This window comes from Bacillus sp. L75 (assembly GCF_003676355.1).
Lineage (GTDB): Bacteria > Bacillota > Bacilli > Bacillales > Bacillaceae > Bacillus > Bacillus velezensis.
Genome location: NZ_ML064901.1, coordinates 370,150 through 386,069 on the forward strand (window position 1 = coordinate 370,150; position 15,920 = coordinate 386,069).

General features: G+C 48.8%; 14 protein-coding genes and 1 other annotated feature. Of the genes, 8 read left to right on the forward strand and 6 right to left on the reverse strand.

The window, feature by feature from the left end:
- The first annotated feature begins 16 nt into the window (after window positions 1-16).
- Both D5S11_RS01930 and D5S11_RS01935 read left to right on the forward strand, forming a co-directional pair.
- A complete protein-coding gene (locus D5S11_RS01930; protein ID WP_007407375.1) occupies window positions 17-1,447 on the forward strand; it encodes a LutB/LldF family L-lactate oxidation iron-sulfur protein in 1,431 nt (476 codons plus the stop codon).
- Complete coding sequence (locus D5S11_RS01935; protein ID WP_032869628.1) at window positions 1,447-2,169, forward strand: LutC/YkgG family protein; 723 nt, start codon at window positions 1,447-1,449, stop codon at window positions 2,167-2,169. Before D5S11_RS01930 ends, D5S11_RS01935 begins: the two co-directional genes overlap by 1 nt.
- Window positions 2,170-2,204: 35 nt before the next feature.
- On the opposite strand, the gene D5S11_RS01940 is transcribed toward D5S11_RS01935, so the two are convergent.
- From D5S11_RS01940 to D5S11_RS01950, 3 genes are all read right to left on the reverse strand, one after another.
- Window positions 2,205-3,533, reverse strand: coding sequence for a GntP family permease (locus D5S11_RS01940; RefSeq protein ID WP_007407373.1), 1,329 nt, complete (start codon window positions 3,531-3,533; stop codon window positions 2,205-2,207).
- A 26-nt stretch (window positions 3,534-3,559) separates the two neighbouring features.
- The gene (gntK, locus tag D5S11_RS01945) at window positions 3,560-5,104 is read right to left on the reverse strand and encodes a gluconokinase (protein ID WP_007407372.1); all 1,545 of its coding nucleotides are present in this window, start codon (window positions 5,102-5,104) and stop codon (window positions 3,560-3,562) included.
- Window positions 5,105-5,276: 172 nt separating this feature from the next.
- Window positions 5,277-6,134, reverse strand: a complete 858-nt coding sequence (locus D5S11_RS01950) for a MurR/RpiR family transcriptional regulator (protein WP_007407371.1) — start codon at window positions 6,132-6,134, stop codon at window positions 5,277-5,279.
- 151 nt (window positions 6,135-6,285) lie between these two features.
- Between D5S11_RS01950 and D5S11_RS19810 the strand changes: the two genes are divergently transcribed.
- Entirely contained in the window at window positions 6,286-6,444 is a 159-nt protein-coding gene (locus D5S11_RS19810; RefSeq protein ID WP_007613883.1) for a hypothetical protein, read from the forward strand.
- Between the two features lie 91 nt (window positions 6,445-6,535).
- Window positions 6,536-6,775, forward strand: a binding site (T-box leader).
- A gap of 62 nt (window positions 6,776-6,837) precedes the next feature.
- Window positions 6,838-8,178: an amino acid permease gene (locus D5S11_RS01955; protein ID WP_007407366.1), complete on the forward strand. Its 1,341-nt coding sequence runs from the start codon at window positions 6,838-6,840 to the stop codon at window positions 8,176-8,178.
- A 33-nt stretch (window positions 8,179-8,211) separates the two neighbouring features.
- Here D5S11_RS01955 and D5S11_RS01960 read toward each other — a convergent pair whose 3' ends face one another.
- Complete coding sequence (locus tag D5S11_RS01960) at window positions 8,212-9,129, reverse strand: DMT family transporter (protein ID WP_003151595.1); 918 nt, start codon at window positions 9,127-9,129, stop codon at window positions 8,212-8,214.
- A gap of 97 nt (window positions 9,130-9,226) precedes the next feature.
- Here D5S11_RS01960 and D5S11_RS01965 point away from each other — a divergent pair, with 97 nt between their 5' ends.
- On the forward strand, window positions 9,227-10,105 hold the full coding sequence (locus D5S11_RS01965; RefSeq protein ID WP_020956365.1) for a LysR family transcriptional regulator: 879 nt from the start codon (window positions 9,227-9,229) through the stop codon (window positions 10,103-10,105).
- A gap of 33 nt (window positions 10,106-10,138) precedes the next feature.
- Here D5S11_RS01965 and D5S11_RS01970 read toward each other — a convergent pair whose 3' ends face one another.
- On the reverse strand, window positions 10,139-10,546 hold the full coding sequence (locus D5S11_RS01970) for a hypothetical protein (protein WP_003151600.1): 408 nt from the start codon (window positions 10,544-10,546) through the stop codon (window positions 10,139-10,141).
- 275 nt (window positions 10,547-10,821) lie between these two features.
- On the opposite strand from D5S11_RS01970, the gene D5S11_RS01975 reads away from it, so the two are divergent.
- The gene (locus D5S11_RS01975; RefSeq protein ID WP_007409952.1) at window positions 10,822-11,829 is read left to right on the forward strand and encodes an LLM class flavin-dependent oxidoreductase; all 1,008 of its coding nucleotides are present in this window, start codon (window positions 10,822-10,824) and stop codon (window positions 11,827-11,829) included.
- A gap of 35 nt (window positions 11,830-11,864) precedes the next feature.
- Here the strand turns inward: D5S11_RS01975 and araR are convergent, their stop codons facing one another.
- The gene (araR, locus tag D5S11_RS01980; protein ID WP_020956364.1) at window positions 11,865-12,953 is read right to left on the reverse strand and encodes an arabinose utilization transcriptional regulator AraR; all 1,089 of its coding nucleotides are present in this window, start codon (window positions 12,951-12,953) and stop codon (window positions 11,865-11,867) included.
- 256 nt (window positions 12,954-13,209) lie between these two features.
- On the opposite strand from araR, the gene araE reads away from it, so the two are divergent.
- Together araE and cggR are read left to right on the forward strand one after the other, a co-directional pair.
- Window positions 13,210-14,604, forward strand: a complete 1,395-nt coding sequence (araE, locus tag D5S11_RS01985; protein ID WP_032867015.1) for an arabinose-proton symporter AraE — start codon at window positions 13,210-13,212, stop codon at window positions 14,602-14,604.
- Between the two features lie 264 nt (window positions 14,605-14,868).
- Window positions 14,869-15,903 (forward strand): gapA transcriptional regulator CggR, encoded by a 1,035-nt coding sequence (cggR, locus tag D5S11_RS01990; protein ID WP_003151607.1) that lies wholly within the window; start codon window positions 14,869-14,871, stop codon window positions 15,901-15,903.
- Window positions 15,904-15,920: the final 17 nt, after the last annotated feature.

The window sequence follows — 15,920 nt, forward strand, 5'->3', positions numbered from 1 at the left end:
ACAAGGGGGGAAAATCATGGCGATGAAAATCGGTACCGCCGCTTTTAAAGAGCGGGTATCAGAAGGAATAGATAATGAGTTTATGAGAGGAGCCGTCTCCGGAGCGCAGGAACGGCTCAGGACAAGAAGGCTGCAGGCGGCCGAAGAATTGGGAAACTGGGAGGATTGGCGTTCACATGCGGAAGAAATCAGACAGCATGTGCTGGACAATCTTGATTTCTATTTGGAACAGCTCGCCGAAAATGTCGCCAACAGAGGCGGACACGTCTTTTTCGCCGAAACGGCGGAAGAAGCGTCCTCCTATATCCGCGATGTCATCCGGCAGAAAAACGCCAAAAAAATCGTGAAATCCAAATCCATGGTGACAGAAGAAATCAATATGAACGAAGTGCTTGAGGAAGAGGGCTGTGAAGTCACAGAAACGGATCTCGGCGAATACATTCTCCAGATTGACGATCACGATCCGCCGTCACATATCGTTGCTCCCGCTCTTCATAAAAACAAAGAGCAGATCCGTGACGTGTTTAAAGAGAGACTCGAATACAAACAGACGGAAAAACCGGAAGAGCTCGTCATGCACGCGCGCAGCGTTCTCCGGAAAAAATTTCTCGAAGCGGATGTCGGCATTACAGGCTGCAACTTTGCGATCGCGGATACCGGATCGGTCAGTCTCGTGACGAACGAAGGAAACGGCCGCCTTGTGTCCGCGCTGCCGAAGACGCAGATCACCGTGATGGGAATGGAGCGGATCGTTCCGTCATTTTCTGAGTTTGAAGTGCTTGTCAGCATGCTGACGAGAAGCGCGGTCGGCCAGCGGCTTACAAGTTACATTACGGCGCTGACGGGACCTCGGCAGCAAGGAGAAGCGGACGGGCCTGAGGAATTCCACCTCGTGGTTGTGGACAACGGGCGTTCCCGCATACTCGGCACGGAATTTCAATCAGTGCTGCAATGTATCCGCTGCGCCGCCTGCATCAACGTCTGTCCCGTGTACCGGCATGTCGGCGGACACTCGTACGGGTCCATCTATTCGGGTCCGATCGGCGCCGTCTTATCGCCTCTTCTCGGCGGATATGACGAATACAAGGAGCTCCCGTACGCATCTTCCTTATGCGCGGCCTGTACGGAAGCATGTCCCGTTAAAATTCCGTTGCACGAGCTGCTGCTCAAGCATCGGCAGAACATCGTGGAAAAAGAGGGCAAAGCGCCGATCAGCGAAAAACTGGCGATGAAAGCCTTCGGGCTCGGCTCGTCATCCCCGTCCCTTTATAAAATGGGATCGAAATGGGCGCCTGCCGCCATGACGCCGTTTACGGAAGATGACAAAATATCAAAAGGGCCGGGGCCGTTAAAAGAATGGACGGCAATACGGGACTTCCCGGCGCCGCATAAATCGAGATTCAGAGATTGGTTTAAAGACCGGGAAAAACAAAAGGGGGAAGAATGATGATGAAAGGGACGGTTACACATCAGGAATCCTTTTTAAACCGGATCGCCGAAAGTCTGGGCAGAGAGCGCAGGAAATCAGGCGTGTCCCTGCCTGAATGGAAGTATCAGCCTCAATATCAAACGCATGCGGGCTGTACGGAAGACGATCTTGTCACGATGCTGAAAGACCACTGCGTCAACATTCATACCGAACTGATCGAAACGGATGCAGCCGGGCTTTACGACGCTTTGCGCACGCAGGTGAACCGCTTTGAAGGAGGGCCTGTCATCATTCCGAAGGACAGCCGGTTTGAAACGTACGGCTTGCAGACCCTTATGACAGAAGAGTGGCCGGATGAAGGGGTTCCCGTTTGGGAATGGGACGCGGAACAAGGAGCGAAAAATATTGAAAAAGCGGAACAAGCGAATGTGGGCATCACATTCAGCGAGATCACGCTTGCGGAATCAGCCACCGTTGTTTTGTATGCGTCAGAGCATGCCGGCCGTTCTGTCAGCCTGCTTCCGACCACCTATATCGCAATCATCCCGAAATCTTCCATTGTGCCGAGAATGACACAGGCCAGCGATATACTGAAACAGCAGATCAGAGACGGCGTCACCGTTCCTTCCTGCATCAACTATATTACTGGACCGAGCAACTCGGCCGATATCGAAATGGATTTGGTTGTCGGCGTCCACGGACCCGTTAAAGCCGCTTATATCCTCGTGAATGACCGATAAAAAAACAACCCCCGGTTTGCGGCCGGGGTTTGTTTTTATATAAACGCGTTAATGATCATGATAAAACAGATTGCACTGACAGAAATAATCGTTTCCATCGCCGTCCATGTCAGGAACGTTTCTTTGACCGTCATTCCGAAATACTCTTTAATGAGCCAGAAACCGGAGTCATTGACATGTGACAGAATCAAAGAGCCCGCTCCCGTTGCCAATACGAGAAGCTCACTGCTGACGCCCGGCATGACAGATGCAATCGGTGCAACAATGCCGGCCGCCGTCATCATGGCGACAGTCGCTGAACCTGTGGCGACACGGATGACCGCCGCGATCGTCCAGCTTAAAAGAACGGGAGAGAAGCTTGAATGCTTCGCCATGTCAGCGATATACGTGCCGACGCCTGAATCAATCAGGACGTTGTTAAAAGCGCCGCCGGCTCCGATCACAAGCAGAATGGAAGCAATCGGTCCCAGACAGTCATTGCTGAATTTTAAAATGCTTTCTCTGTCAAAGCCCTGATAAAAACCAAGGCTGAAAAAGGAGTAAACCGTGGCGATCAAAAGCGCCGTGACAGGGTCGCCGATAAATTTAAAAGTTTCATAGAGCGTGCTTTTTTCCGGAAGCGCAATTTCGGCAAGCGTTGCCATAAGCATCAGGATCACCGGTACCAATATCGTAAACAATGTATTTGCGAATCCCGGAAGCTTGCGTTTTTCATTCCGTTCAATAAATTGTTTTTTCAACAGTTCGGGAACGGGTTTATGAATGCGCTTACCAATCCATTTTCCGTAAAGCGGCCCCGCGATGATGGCAGTCGGAATCCCAACGATTAAAGAAAACAAAATCGTTTTTCCGACATTGGCGTGATAAATGCCGACAGCCGCCATCGCCGCCGGGTGGGGCGGAACCAATCCGTGCACGACGGAAAGTCCCGCAAGGAGCGGAATTCCGATCGTCACTAATGAAACCCCGGTTTCAATCGCAATCGTAAACAAAAGCGGCACGAGCAGGACGAAGCCGACCTGGAAAAAGACCGGGATGCCGACAATAAAAGCGACGGCCATCATCGCCCAATGCACTTTCTTTTTGCCGAAGCGGCCGATCAGGGTGTGGGCGATACGCTCCGCACCGCCTGATTCAGCCATCATTTTTCCGAGCATCGTACCGAGGGCCAGCACGATCGCAAGCAGCGACAGCGTATTGCCGAGCCCGGTTTTCATCGAAGCGATAATGTCCGGCAGATTCATGCCCGTTGCGAAACCGACAAGGATGGATGTAATCAAAAGACTGATAAACGGATTTAATTTAGCGACCGTAATCAATAAGAGTAAAACGATAATAGCGGCAATGACAATAAACAGTAACATGACCTTTTCACCCTTTCAAAGAAGAATTAACGGCTTTGTTTGAGCTGAAATTCACTGATGACGTCAAATTCATCTTTGAGCTTGTCATACAGCCGCTCGTATAAGTAAAACAGCTCAATATATGTTTCGCTGTTTTTGACGTTCGGTTCATGGCGGTGAGAAATTCTGATCCAGTCCTGAACATCCTCGATCCGTTCCATTTCGCCAAGGCTGTGCAAAGCGAGAACGGCCGCTCCGAGCGCCGAGGCTTCGTAACTTTCCGGAACGAGGACTTCCCGTCCCATCGTATCGGACAAAATCTGCCTCCACAGCGGCGATCTCGCAAATCCTCCCGAAGCCCGCACGTCTTTTGCGGGGCCCGCCAAATCTCTCAGTGCGACACCGATTGAAAAGACGCTCATGATGACGCCTTCCAGCACCGCTCTGATAAAATGCTCCCGTTTATGGCGGAGGCTGATGCCGAAAAACGTTCCGCGGGCATTCGGATTCCAAAACGGCGCGCGCTCCCCTGATAAAAACGGCAGAAACAGCAATCCCTCAGAGCCTGCGGGCACTTTATCAGCGATATCAATCATTAAATCATACGGATCAATGCCGAGCCGCTTCGCCGTTTCGACTTCCGGAGAAGCGAATTCGTCTCGAAGCCAGCGCAGCATAATGCCTCCGTTATTCGTCGGGCCTCCGATGACCCAATGCTTGTCAGTCAGCGCGTAACAGAATGTCCGCGCTTTTTCATCCGTAATCGGCGCATCCGTCACCGAACGCACGGCTCCGCTTGTTCCGATCGTAACGGCCACTTCGCCTTTGCCGATCGCGCCGACTCCAAGGTTGGCGAGCACGCCGTCATTTGCGCCGATAATAAACGGTGTATCCGCATGAATGCCCATCCGTGCAGCGATTTCCGGCGCAAGGCCGCGCAGCTGATGAGTGGTCGGCACGATGTCCGACAGCTGATCTTCCCGGATTCCGGCAATCCGGAGCGCTTCTTCATCCCAGGAAAGCGTATCTAAACGGAACAGCCCCGTTGCCGAAGCGATCGAATAATCGACGACATAAGTTCCGAAAAACTCGTGCAGAATATATTCTTTAATACTGATGAATTTGGCGGTTTTCGCGAATGTCTCCTTGTCCTGTTCTTTCATCCACACAATTTTGGAAAGCGGAGACATCGGGTGAATCGGCGTACCCGTTCTTTTATAAATATCAAAACCGTTCATCTCTTTTAAAATACGTTTTGATTGCTCGGCGCTGCGGTTGTCCGCCCAAATGATGCTTTTGGTCAGCAGGCCGCCGTTTTGATCGACAGCTATCAATGAGTGCATGGCGGTGCTGATGCCGATTGCAAGCAGATTGTCAGGGCTCAGTCCGGCCTTTGTGACGGCGCCTCTGATGCTTCCGATAACCGCTTCCAGAATGTGCTCAGGATCCTGCTCGGCCCATGCCGGCTTTGGCTGTATTAAATCATAGTGAACCGAATGCTTGGCTAACACTTTGCCTCTTGGTCCGAACAGAACGGCTTTCGTACTGGTCGTGCCGATATCCAGACCGATAACAGCTTGGGTTTCCTTCATAATATATCCCGCCTAATCTGATTGAATAATAAGATAGATTGATAATGTATGCCCTTACAAAGTCAATTATAGGAATAATTTTTTTATAAATCAACGATGAAGAAGAAAATTTTTTTCATAAAATTGCCTCAATTCCCGCTGTATCGGCATTCTCTCTTTTGAAAAATAAATATTACAAACGTTTGTGCGCGATCATTTTTCTGATTTGCTGCAAGTTGGCGAGCGTTTTCTCCTGCCGCAGCCGGGCCGTGGCGAAATACAGTGTATCAATGACCGACAGCTGGGCAAGCCTTGCGGACATTGCTTCCGTTCTGAAAGCCGTCTCCCTTGTTGATGTATACAGCACCACGTCGGAAATCTGGGTGAGCGGCGACTTTTGGTAGCTTGTAATGCCGATCGTGCCGGCGCCGAGCGATTTGGCCGTTTTCACCGCGTCGAGCACGTCCTTGTTGCTTCCCGAATGAGAAATACCGATGACTGCGCTTTCAGGACCGAGAAGACCCGCTGACATCGCCTGAAAGTGAGAATCCGTGTGCGCGATGCAATTTATACCCGTACGCATAAATTTATGATACGCGTCTATGGCGATCAGCCCGGAACCGCCGTTTCCGTAAAATTCGATTCTGTCTGCGCGGTGAATCATTTCTACCGCTTTTTCAACGTCGGCCGGGTCTAATAAATGAAAGGTATCGGTCAGACCGGAAATGTTTGTGCGGAAAACTTTCCGGATGATGACTTCGATATCGTCGTCGGGGCTCATTTCTTCATGAATGTGCTGCACCGGCTCCTGAACGATCTCCTGAGCCAGCGTGATTTTTAAATCCTGATAGCCGGAAAAACCGAGCCGTTTGCACAGCCTGAAAATCGTCGCTTCAGAGCTTTTCGTTTTTTCCGCCAGCTGAATGATGGAAAGGTGAACCACGTCTTTCGGTTCCTTCACGATATGGTCTGCAATCGCTCTCAATTTTGGCGACAAACCTTTGCTGGCCGCCTGAATCTTCCCGATGCTGCTTGAATTCACAGGGGTCATGCTATAACCTCCCTACTCGAATGTAAACGCATACTTTTATGATAAAGCAAGTTTCAATATAAGGAAAACAGAATTTTAAAATTGTTTTTTCAATTTGGCGTATAAAAAAAGAGAAAAAGCCGCCGATGATAGAAAGTGAGGAGGCATCTGGATGAAAAAAGCATGGATTCTCGTCATATCATTCGGCATTGCGCTTGCGCTGTTTTTATACGCAAACACAAAGGTGAAAGCGGAAAGCGCGGCGCCCGGAAAGCAAAGCCTTGTGTCCGGATTTCAGCTGAGACTTTCGAATGACCGGGAAGGACAATAGACGGCAAAAATTAGTATTGACTTTGAAAATAGAAGACTGTATATTATGTTACTATATTCAGAAAATAAAAACTCAAAAGATTCATTTAACATAAAACACTGTGAACGGGAGCAGTAAAAGAATCCAATCAGAAAAAGAGAGCCGCGGGTTGGTGCAACGCGGACTGATTGTTCTTTGAACTCGCCCGGAAGTGGCAGGGCGGAACGGAATTATCGGAATATTCCCTATGTCCTAACGGCTGACCTTCGTTAAAAGGTTTTTAAGCTGGATTCCGGATATTCGGGATCAACAAGAGTGGTACCGCGGCTGCCTGAGGCACGCCGTCTCTTTTCTAAAAAGAGGCGGCGTGCTTTTTTATGTGATGAACACTTTTTGCGAGAGGGCGTGTGATAGATGGAAAAGGACAAGCAAACGTTAAAACGGACGATGTCGTCCAGACACATTATGATGATGGCGCTTGGAGGCGCAATCGGGGCCGGGCTCTTTAAAGGCAGCAGCACGGCGATTGATGAAGCGGGGCCGTCCGTGTTATTGGCCTACCTCCTCGGCGGAATCATTCTGCTGTTTATTATGCAGGGGCTGGCCGAAATGGCTGTCAGAAACAAACATGCAAGGACGTTCCGTGATTTGGTTCAGCAGTCTCTCGGGTCGTACGCTGCATACTTTTTAGACTGGATCTATTGGAAAATGTGGGTGCTCAATATTGCCGCTGAGGCGGTCGTAGCCGCCATTTTCATTCAATATTGGCTGCCGGAATGTCCGATATGGATATTGGCTTTGATCATTTCCATCGTGGTGACGGTCGTAAACATGCTTTCTGTGAAACTGTTTGCCGAGACGGAGTACTGGCTCGCGCTCATTAAAATTACAGTGATTGTCATCTTTATTTTATGCGGGATTCTGCTTTTATTTTTCTCATTCGGCAATCACACGGCGCCGGGGCTGTCTCATTTAACGGATCACGGAGGGTTTTTCCCGCATGGAGCGGGGGGTGTCATTACGGCGATGCTCGTCGTGATCTACTCATACGGCGGAACGGAAATCATCGGCGTCACGCTGGCGGAGACAAAAAACCCCGAAAAGGTGATCCCGAAAGCTGTCCGTAGCACGTTAACGCGGATTGTCGCTTTTTACTTGCTGCCGTTTTTCATCATCGTCAGCCTGATTCCTTGGAATCAAGTCAACAGCGTTCCCGAAAGCCCGTTTGTCATAGTATTTAAGATGATCGGAATTCCGGGTGCCGACCATATTATGAATGCCGTCATTCTTCTTGCGATTATCTCGTCTATGAACTCGGGACTGTACGGATCATCCCGCGTCTTGTTTACGCAGGCTTCTGACGGCCGGCTGCCGAAAATCTTTTCAAAACTATCGAAGAAAAAGGTTCCCGTCTATGCGATTCTGACTTGTACGTCATTTTTATATGTAGGCGTCCTGATTTCTTTATTCGCGGGAAGCCAGACGTTTAATTATTTGATGGGTTCCCTCGGCTATACCGTGCTGTTCATCTGGCTGATTATCGGATTCGCCCATTTGAAATCAAGAAAACATTCAACAGAACAGCCGGCTTATTACGTCAAATGGTTCCCGTACACGACATGGTTTGCGGTGCTTGCGCTTTTGGCCATCCTGATCGGCGTAATTGCGACGACATCCATCGTCATCACATGCATCACTGCGGCCATCTATCTCCTCATTACGGCTGCGTATCTCGTGAAAGGGAGACGTCAATAAATAAAAAACTCTTGCCCCGCGGCAAGAGTTTTTTTAATGAACGGCCTTTTTTTCTGCGGCCAGAGCAGGTGTTTTCAGTTTCTTCGGTGTTATATTCACAAAACAAATGCTTGTGACGATCAGAAGCAGTCCGGCTAAAAGGCTGACGGTCAGCGGCTCATGCAGGAATATCGAGCTGACGACAATGGATATGAGCGGGATCAGGAAGGTGTAAGAGGCAACCTTGCTTGCTTCCCCTGAACCGACAAGCGTAAAAAAGGCGAGCCAGCCGAGCGCGATAACAAAAACTGAAATGAACAGAAGGCTGAGAATGAACGGAGCTTTCCATTGAATCGCTGAAAAGCTTTCTGAAAAATGGCCGGAGCTGACAAGCAGCACGCCGCCGATCAGAAGCTGAAGAGCGACCATCCAGATAGAGTCCGCGCGTCCGCCCGTTCTTTTCACATATACCGTGCCGAGCGCCCAGCTGACCGCGGAGCCTAAGGCCAAAAGAATGCCGGCGATGGAAATATGGCCTCCGAAACCGGCTGCGCTGATGACGGCGACACCGGCAAAGCCCAGAATAAGACCGGCTATTTTTAAAGGATACATCGATTCCCCGAGCCACAGCCAAGAAAAAACGCCCATTAAAACCGGCTGGAAAAACACGATGGCTGAAAATAAGCCGGCAGGCAGGTAATTCAAGCCGACCGTTTGCAGGCCGTAAAATAAAGTAATATTTAAAATGGCAGAAATAAGATAGATCGGCCACGTTTCTTTAAAACGCAGCTTTTTAAAACGGGGCAGCGCCACCATTAATAATAGAAGTCCGCCGATCAGCGTGCGGATTCCGGCAAACAGAAGAGGCGGCGAATAGGCAAGCGCGGCCTTTGTCAGCGGCCAGTTAATTCCCCACACCGTGACTAGAAACGCCAGCATAAGAGCCGTCTGTATTTTCGAAAGCTGTTTCACGTCGTTCACTCCTTGTAGAACAATTCCATCATATGATACGGTAATCAGTAAGATAAATAAAATGAATCTTTTTTATAAGGAGCATAAGTAAAACGTTATGACGATTACACAACTGCGGGTTTTTGTTCAAATCGCTGAAACGGGAAGCTTTACAAAAGCGGGGCAGGCGCTGAATATGACGCAGCCCGCTGTCAGCCATGCCATCTCTGCGCTTGAGTCAGAGCTCGGCATCAAGCTGATCATCCGCGAGCGCCGCAACGGCGTAAGGCTCACGGACACGGGCGGAAAAATTCTCGTCCATATCAGAGAGGTGCTCAAAGGCATAGAAAAAGCCGAGCAGCTGGCGGCCGCGGAAAGAGGGCTTGAACAGGGAACGATTCACATCGGCACATTTCCGGCCGCTTCCGCTTATTTCATTCCAAAGCTGATCAGCGTGTTTAAAAAACGGTATCCGAAGCTTGAGTTGGTGCTTCATGAAGGAACGGTTAACGAAGTAAAGGAATGGCTCCGCTCCCGGGTAATAGATGTGGGTATCACTCTTTTTCCTACGGAAGACATGGAATATCTGCCGCTGAAAAAAGATAAAATGGCAGTCGTGCTTAGAAATGATCATCCGCTTTGCAGCTGTGAGTCAATCACTCTGAAAGATCTTGACCGCCAGCCGATGATCATCTGTGACGGAGGATACGAATCACCGTTTATTGATATGTTTAAGGAGGCAGGATCTGTGCTGACTGCCGCATTCACTGTTTACAACGTCAATACGTCCATCAGCATGATCAAAGAGGGGCTGGGAATTGCGATATTATCACAAATGTCTATGTCGGGAATATCGCTGCCGGAAAATGTCGTGACAAGAGAACTCAATCGTGCGGTGTACCGAGATGTTCTGCTTGCCGTTCCGTCCGTAAAGGAGGCTTCATTGGCGGCAAAACTTTTTATTCAAATCGCACAGGAACTCACAAAGAACGAATAAAAAAAGACCCTAATAATCATAGGGCCCTGAATCTTATCGGTTAATTTTAAAAGAATTTGTCGTATTGACAAGTTTTGAACCGCTGAACGTGGCTTTGACACGATAATAACCTGTCTTGCATCCTTTTAAAGAGAATGACTTAGTCACCCTTACTGAGAAAGAAAAGGTTGTTTTTTTACAAGTCGTCCATTTCTTTCCGGACTTTCGCTGTAAGTATAGGTTTCCTTTAAAAGTTCGATCTGACGGATACGCTGTACTGAGAGTAAAATCGACACTTTTCGCTTTTTTCGTGTAGTAGGAGGCATCGGTAAATCCGCTTACATTTAAATGCTGCTGAGTGCCGGAGTAAAAGTCTGCGGCATATGCCTTATCGGTGTTTCCTGTAAAGAAGATTGCTGCCAGTAAAGCTGTTGTGAGTGCCATTAAGATTTTTTTACGCATATAGACAATGACTTCCTTCCTATTCAATATCATACATATCTTAACATTATTGGGTTTGTTCTTTCAACGATAGATTTTCACTTTTATAGGATGAAAAGCTCATCATATCTGAATGTAATAGATTCATTCATACAGAGTTCACTAGTGACGACCGCTGACTGATTGTTCGAAGATCATCGAATCAAATTGTTTAACTCACGGGAAAAGCTGTGGTAAGGTGTGTGGTAGAGACCTTGTTTAAGATCTGCTTACACTAAACCGCAAAGGAGAAAACGATGGCTGAACATACATTGAAAGATACTGCGTTTTCCGTATTGAATTTATCGCCGGTCGTACAGGGGGGAACGGTTGCTGAATCGTTCCGCAACAGCATGGATTTAGCGCGCCGCGCCGAGGAGTGGGGCTATAACCGCTATTGGCTTGCGGAGCATCATAATATAGAAGGAGTTGCCAGCTCGGCAACGGCGGTGCTGATCGGCCACATCGCCGGCGGCACGAAAAAAATCCGCGTCGGTTCTGGGGGTATTATGCTGCCGAATCATTCTTCACTTGTGATCGCGGAGCAATTCGGAACCCTTGAAACGTTATATCCGGGGCGGATTGACCTGGGGCTCGGACGCGCGCCGGGGACCGACCAATTAACGGCCAGAGCCTTACGAAGAAACATAAACAGCGGGGAAGATTTTCCGGAGCAGCTTGAAGAATTGAGAAATTACTTCAAACCGACAGGCAATGTGCGCAATCAAGTCCGCGCCATTCCGGGCGAAGGGCTGGACGTGCCGATCTGGCTTCTGGGCTCAAGCGGATTCAGCGCGCGTCTTGCGGGAGAGCTCGGGCTTCCGTTCGCCTTTGCGGCTCACTTTTCACCGAAAAACACCGTGCCCGCCCTTGAGCTGTACCGCAGCTCCTTCCGTCCGTCAGACGTACTGGATCAACCGTACGCGATGGTCGGCGTCACCGTCATTGCCGCCGATACGGACGAAAAGGCGGAGCATCTGGCAACATCGCATTATCAAAGATTTTTAGACCTCGTCCGCGGCACGCCGAACCAGCTGAAGCCTCCTGTTGAAGACATGGATCAAATCTGGTCGCCGTATGAAAAAGCGATGGTCAATGAACAGCTCAGTTCAACGATCGTCGGCGGACCGGAGCGTGTGAAGGAAAAGCTGGAAAGCTTCATCCGGACAACACAGGCGGATGAAATCATGGTGAATTCAGAAAGCTTTGAGCATGCCGACAGAATGAGATCATTTGAGATCATCGCCGAATTAAAAAACAGCTGAGCAAAAAAAGCAATGTGCCGCGCACATTGCTTTTTTTATTCGCCGATCCGCCTGACTGAATTCCGGATGACGAGTTCCGGTTCATACACGACGTCATCCTTCTTCGGTTTTTTATGCTCTAAGCAGTCGATGACGTATTTTGCCGCCGCTTTCCCCATAATGGATTTCGGATGCTTGACAGAGGTGAGCTTCACCTCGGAAATCTGGGCGAAATGTGAATCGTCATAGCCCATGACCGATACGTCATCAGGCACCTTTAACCCGAATTCCCTGAGAAGATTAATCGTCTTCAGCGCAATTTCGTCATTGTAGCAAAGAATGGCCGTCGGGTGTGATCCGCTGTTTTGCTCAAGGGTATGCTTAATTTTTTGGAGAAGCACGGTTTCTTTTTCTTCAGTCGTGTAAGTGACGATCATGTCCGGAGACGGGAAAATCCCGCGCTCCCGATGCGCCTGCAGATAGCCGTTCATCCGTTTGACGCCCTGCGTGTCATCCGCTTTAAAGATTCCCATAATGTGCGTGTGGCCGAGGGACATGACGTATTCGCAAGCCATCATGCCGCCTTTGACATCATTGACGGAAAAGCTTGGTGCGGCCAGCTCCGCATAAGAGGCGTTAATCATGGCAAACGGAATGCCGTTTTTCTCCAGATTGAGATAGTAGCCGATGTTGGGCGTCTGCAGCGCGCTTTTCGTAGGCTCGACAATCAGCCCGTCTATATTTTTGGACAGCAGGTTTTCAAGGCCGCGCCGCTCACTTTCTGTATTGTTGTTGGTGCTCGTCAGCAGCATGGAATAGCCCTGTTCGCTTAAATAAGATTCGATTCCCCTGATGATGCTCGGAAAAATATAGTCTGATATGTACGTTGTAATGACGCCGATCGTTTTGTTTGAATGCATGGCTGATTTCGCCGTGCGTGAAGCGACAAAGGTGCCTCCGCCCTGAACGCTGTACAGCAGCCCCTGCGAGACCAAATCTCCGATCGCCTTTCTGATGGTATGGCGGCTGACGCCGAACTGCTGCATCAGCTCATTTTCCGTAGGCAGCTTTTCGTCCGGCTGTATTTTTCCTTGATTCAGCCATGAACAAATTTCTTCTTTTACTTGAGCATATTTCGGTAGCATATCAATTCCTCCAAAATGTATACGGACAAATTCCAGTATAACATAGTAAGCCCTTTCATCAAGCTGTAAAAATAATTGACAGATTATGAAAAACTGCTTATTCTTTATTTGTACGTACTAATTTCCCTTATTTTTAGATAAAATTCTTTATAAGTACGTACAAATGTGGCGGTTCTGAAGAAAACAAAGCAACATCAAGCGCCGCACTCAGATTTGTAAGCGTTTTTATTCTATTATTCGCGGGAGGGTAAAATTCATGAAGAATCACCCGGCACCAATTGGCTCAAATGTACCTGTCACTCGGCAGCATTCCAAGTGGTTTGTCATTCTCATCTCATGCGCGGCCGGACTGGGAGGGCTTTTGTACGGTTATGACACGGCGGTGATTTCCGGCGCTATCGGTTTCCTGAAAGATTTGTACCGCTTAAGTCCTTTTATGGAAGGGCTCGTGATTTCAAGCATTATGATCGGCGGTGTTTTCGGCGTCGGGATTTCCGGATTTTTGAGTGACCGTTTCGGACGGAGAAAGATTTTGATGGCAGCGGCGCTGTTGTTTGCGGTGTCAGCGGTTGTCTCTGCGCTTTCTCAAAGTGTGTCTTCCTTAGTGATCGCCAGAGTCATCGGCGGTCTGGGAATCGGCATGGGCTCCTCGCTTTCTGTCACGTATATTACCGAAGCCGCTCCGCCGGCCATACGCGGCAGTCTGTCTTCACTGTATCAGCTGTTTACGATATTAGGGATATCCGGCACTTATTTTATTAACCTCGCCGTCCAGCAGTCCGGCTCGTATGAATGGGGAGTGCACACCGGCTGGCGGTGGATGCTCGCTTACGGCATGATTCCGTCCGTCATCTTTTTTATCGTGCTGCTTATCGTGCCGGAAAGTCCGCGCTGGCTTGCGAAAGCAGGGCGCCAGAATGAAGCCCTCGCCGTGCTGACGCGCATTAACGGCGAGCAGACCGCGAAAGAAGAAATCAAACAAATCGAAACGTCTTTACAATTAGAAAAAATGGGTTCATTGTCTCAGCTGTTTAAGCCGGGGCTGAGAAAAGCGCTTGTGATCGGGATTCTGCTGGCTTTATTCAATCAGGTCATCGGCATGAACGCAATTACGTATTACGGGCCGGAAATTTTCAAAATGATGGGCTTCGGACAGAATGCGGGGTTTATCACGACATGCATCGTCGGTGTCGTCGAAGTGATTTTCACCATTATCGCGGTTCTTTTAGTCGATAAGGTAGGCCGGAAAAAGCTGATGGGGGTCGGATCTGCCTTTATGGCGCTGTTCATGATCTTAATCGGGGCATCCTTTTATTTTCAGCTTGCAAGCGGGCCGGCTTTAGTCGTCATTATATTGGGATTCGTCGCCGCTTTCTGCGTTTCAGTCGGGCCGATTACGTGGATCATGATTTCAGAAATCTTTCCGAACCACCTCCGCGCACGCGCCGCCGGTATCGCGACGATATTCCTGTGGGGGGCGAACTGGGCGATCGGCCAGTTCGTGCCGATGATGATCAGCGGGTTAGGGCTCGCGTACACCTTCTGGATATTCGCCGTCATTAATATTCTCTGTTTCTTGTTTGTCGTGACGATCTGCCCTGAGACGAAAAATAAATCATTAGAAGAAATAGAAAAACTCTGGATAAAATGAAAGCGTTTTACGACAAAAGTCCGCTCCGGCGGGCTTTTGTCTGTCACCTTCATTCCGTTTCTGTATATAATGACTGTATCAAGGAGATACTGGAAAATCCTGCGAAGAATGTCGAGGAATTGACCTTTAACAGTTGAATTAACAATGTCATCCTGTTAAAATAATTAAAGAAAGCAGACATAATTTTTTTTGGCTATGATGGGACGTTTTTTGTCATAGCGGGACATTTTCTGTCCAGTATGAATAGGAAGGAACGTTTGAGTCATGAACCAGTTAATACAAGCTCAAAAAAAATTATTGCCTGATCTTTTGCTTGTGATGCAGAAAAGATTTGAAATCTTGCAGTATATCAGGCTTACCGAACCGATCGGCCGCAGAAGTCTTGCTGCCAGTCTCGGATTGACCGAGCGCGTTCTCAGAAGCGAGGTTCAGTTTTTGAAAGAACAGAATCTCATCGATATTAAAACAAACGGCATGACAATGACGGAAGAGGGCTATTCACTGCTTTCGATTCTGGAAGATACGATGAAGGATGTTTTAGGATTGACGCTTCTGGAAAAGACATTAAAAGAGCGGCTTAATCTGAAAGACGCCATTATCGTTTCCGGAGACAGCGACCAATCTCCTTGGGTCAAAAAAGAATTAGGGAGAGCGGCCGTTGCATGTATGAAAAAGAGATTTTCAGGCAAAAATATCGTCGCTGTAACCGGCGGTACGACAATTGAAGCCGTCGCCGATATGATGACGCCGGATTCAAAAAACCGCGAACTCCTGTTTGTGCCCGCAAGAGGCGGTTTAGGCGAAGATGTGAAAAACCAGGCGAACACCATATGCGCGCATATGGCGGAAAAGGCTTCAGGCACTTACCGGCTTTTGTTCGTTCCCGGGCAGCTGTCACAAGGCGCCTACTCATCTATTATTGAAGAGCCTTCCGTAAAAGAGGTGCTTCACACGATTAAATCAGCGAGTATGCTCGTTCACGGAATCGGCGAAGCTAGAACAATGGCGGAGCGAAGAAACACGCCTTTGGAAGATTTGAAGAAAATAGATGACAATCATGCGGTGACAGAGGCATTCGGCTACTACTTTAATGCGGACGGAGAAGTCGTTCACAAGGTGCATTCAGTCGGAATGCAGCTTGATGACCTCGATGCCATTCCCGACATTATCGCGGTAGCGGGCGGATCATCAAAAGCAGAAGCAATCGAAGCTTATTTTAAAAAGCAGCGAAACACGGTTCTCGTCACGGACGAAGGAGCCGCAAAGAAGTTATTAAGGGATAACAGTCCCTCAATATAAATATCTCTCACTTATTT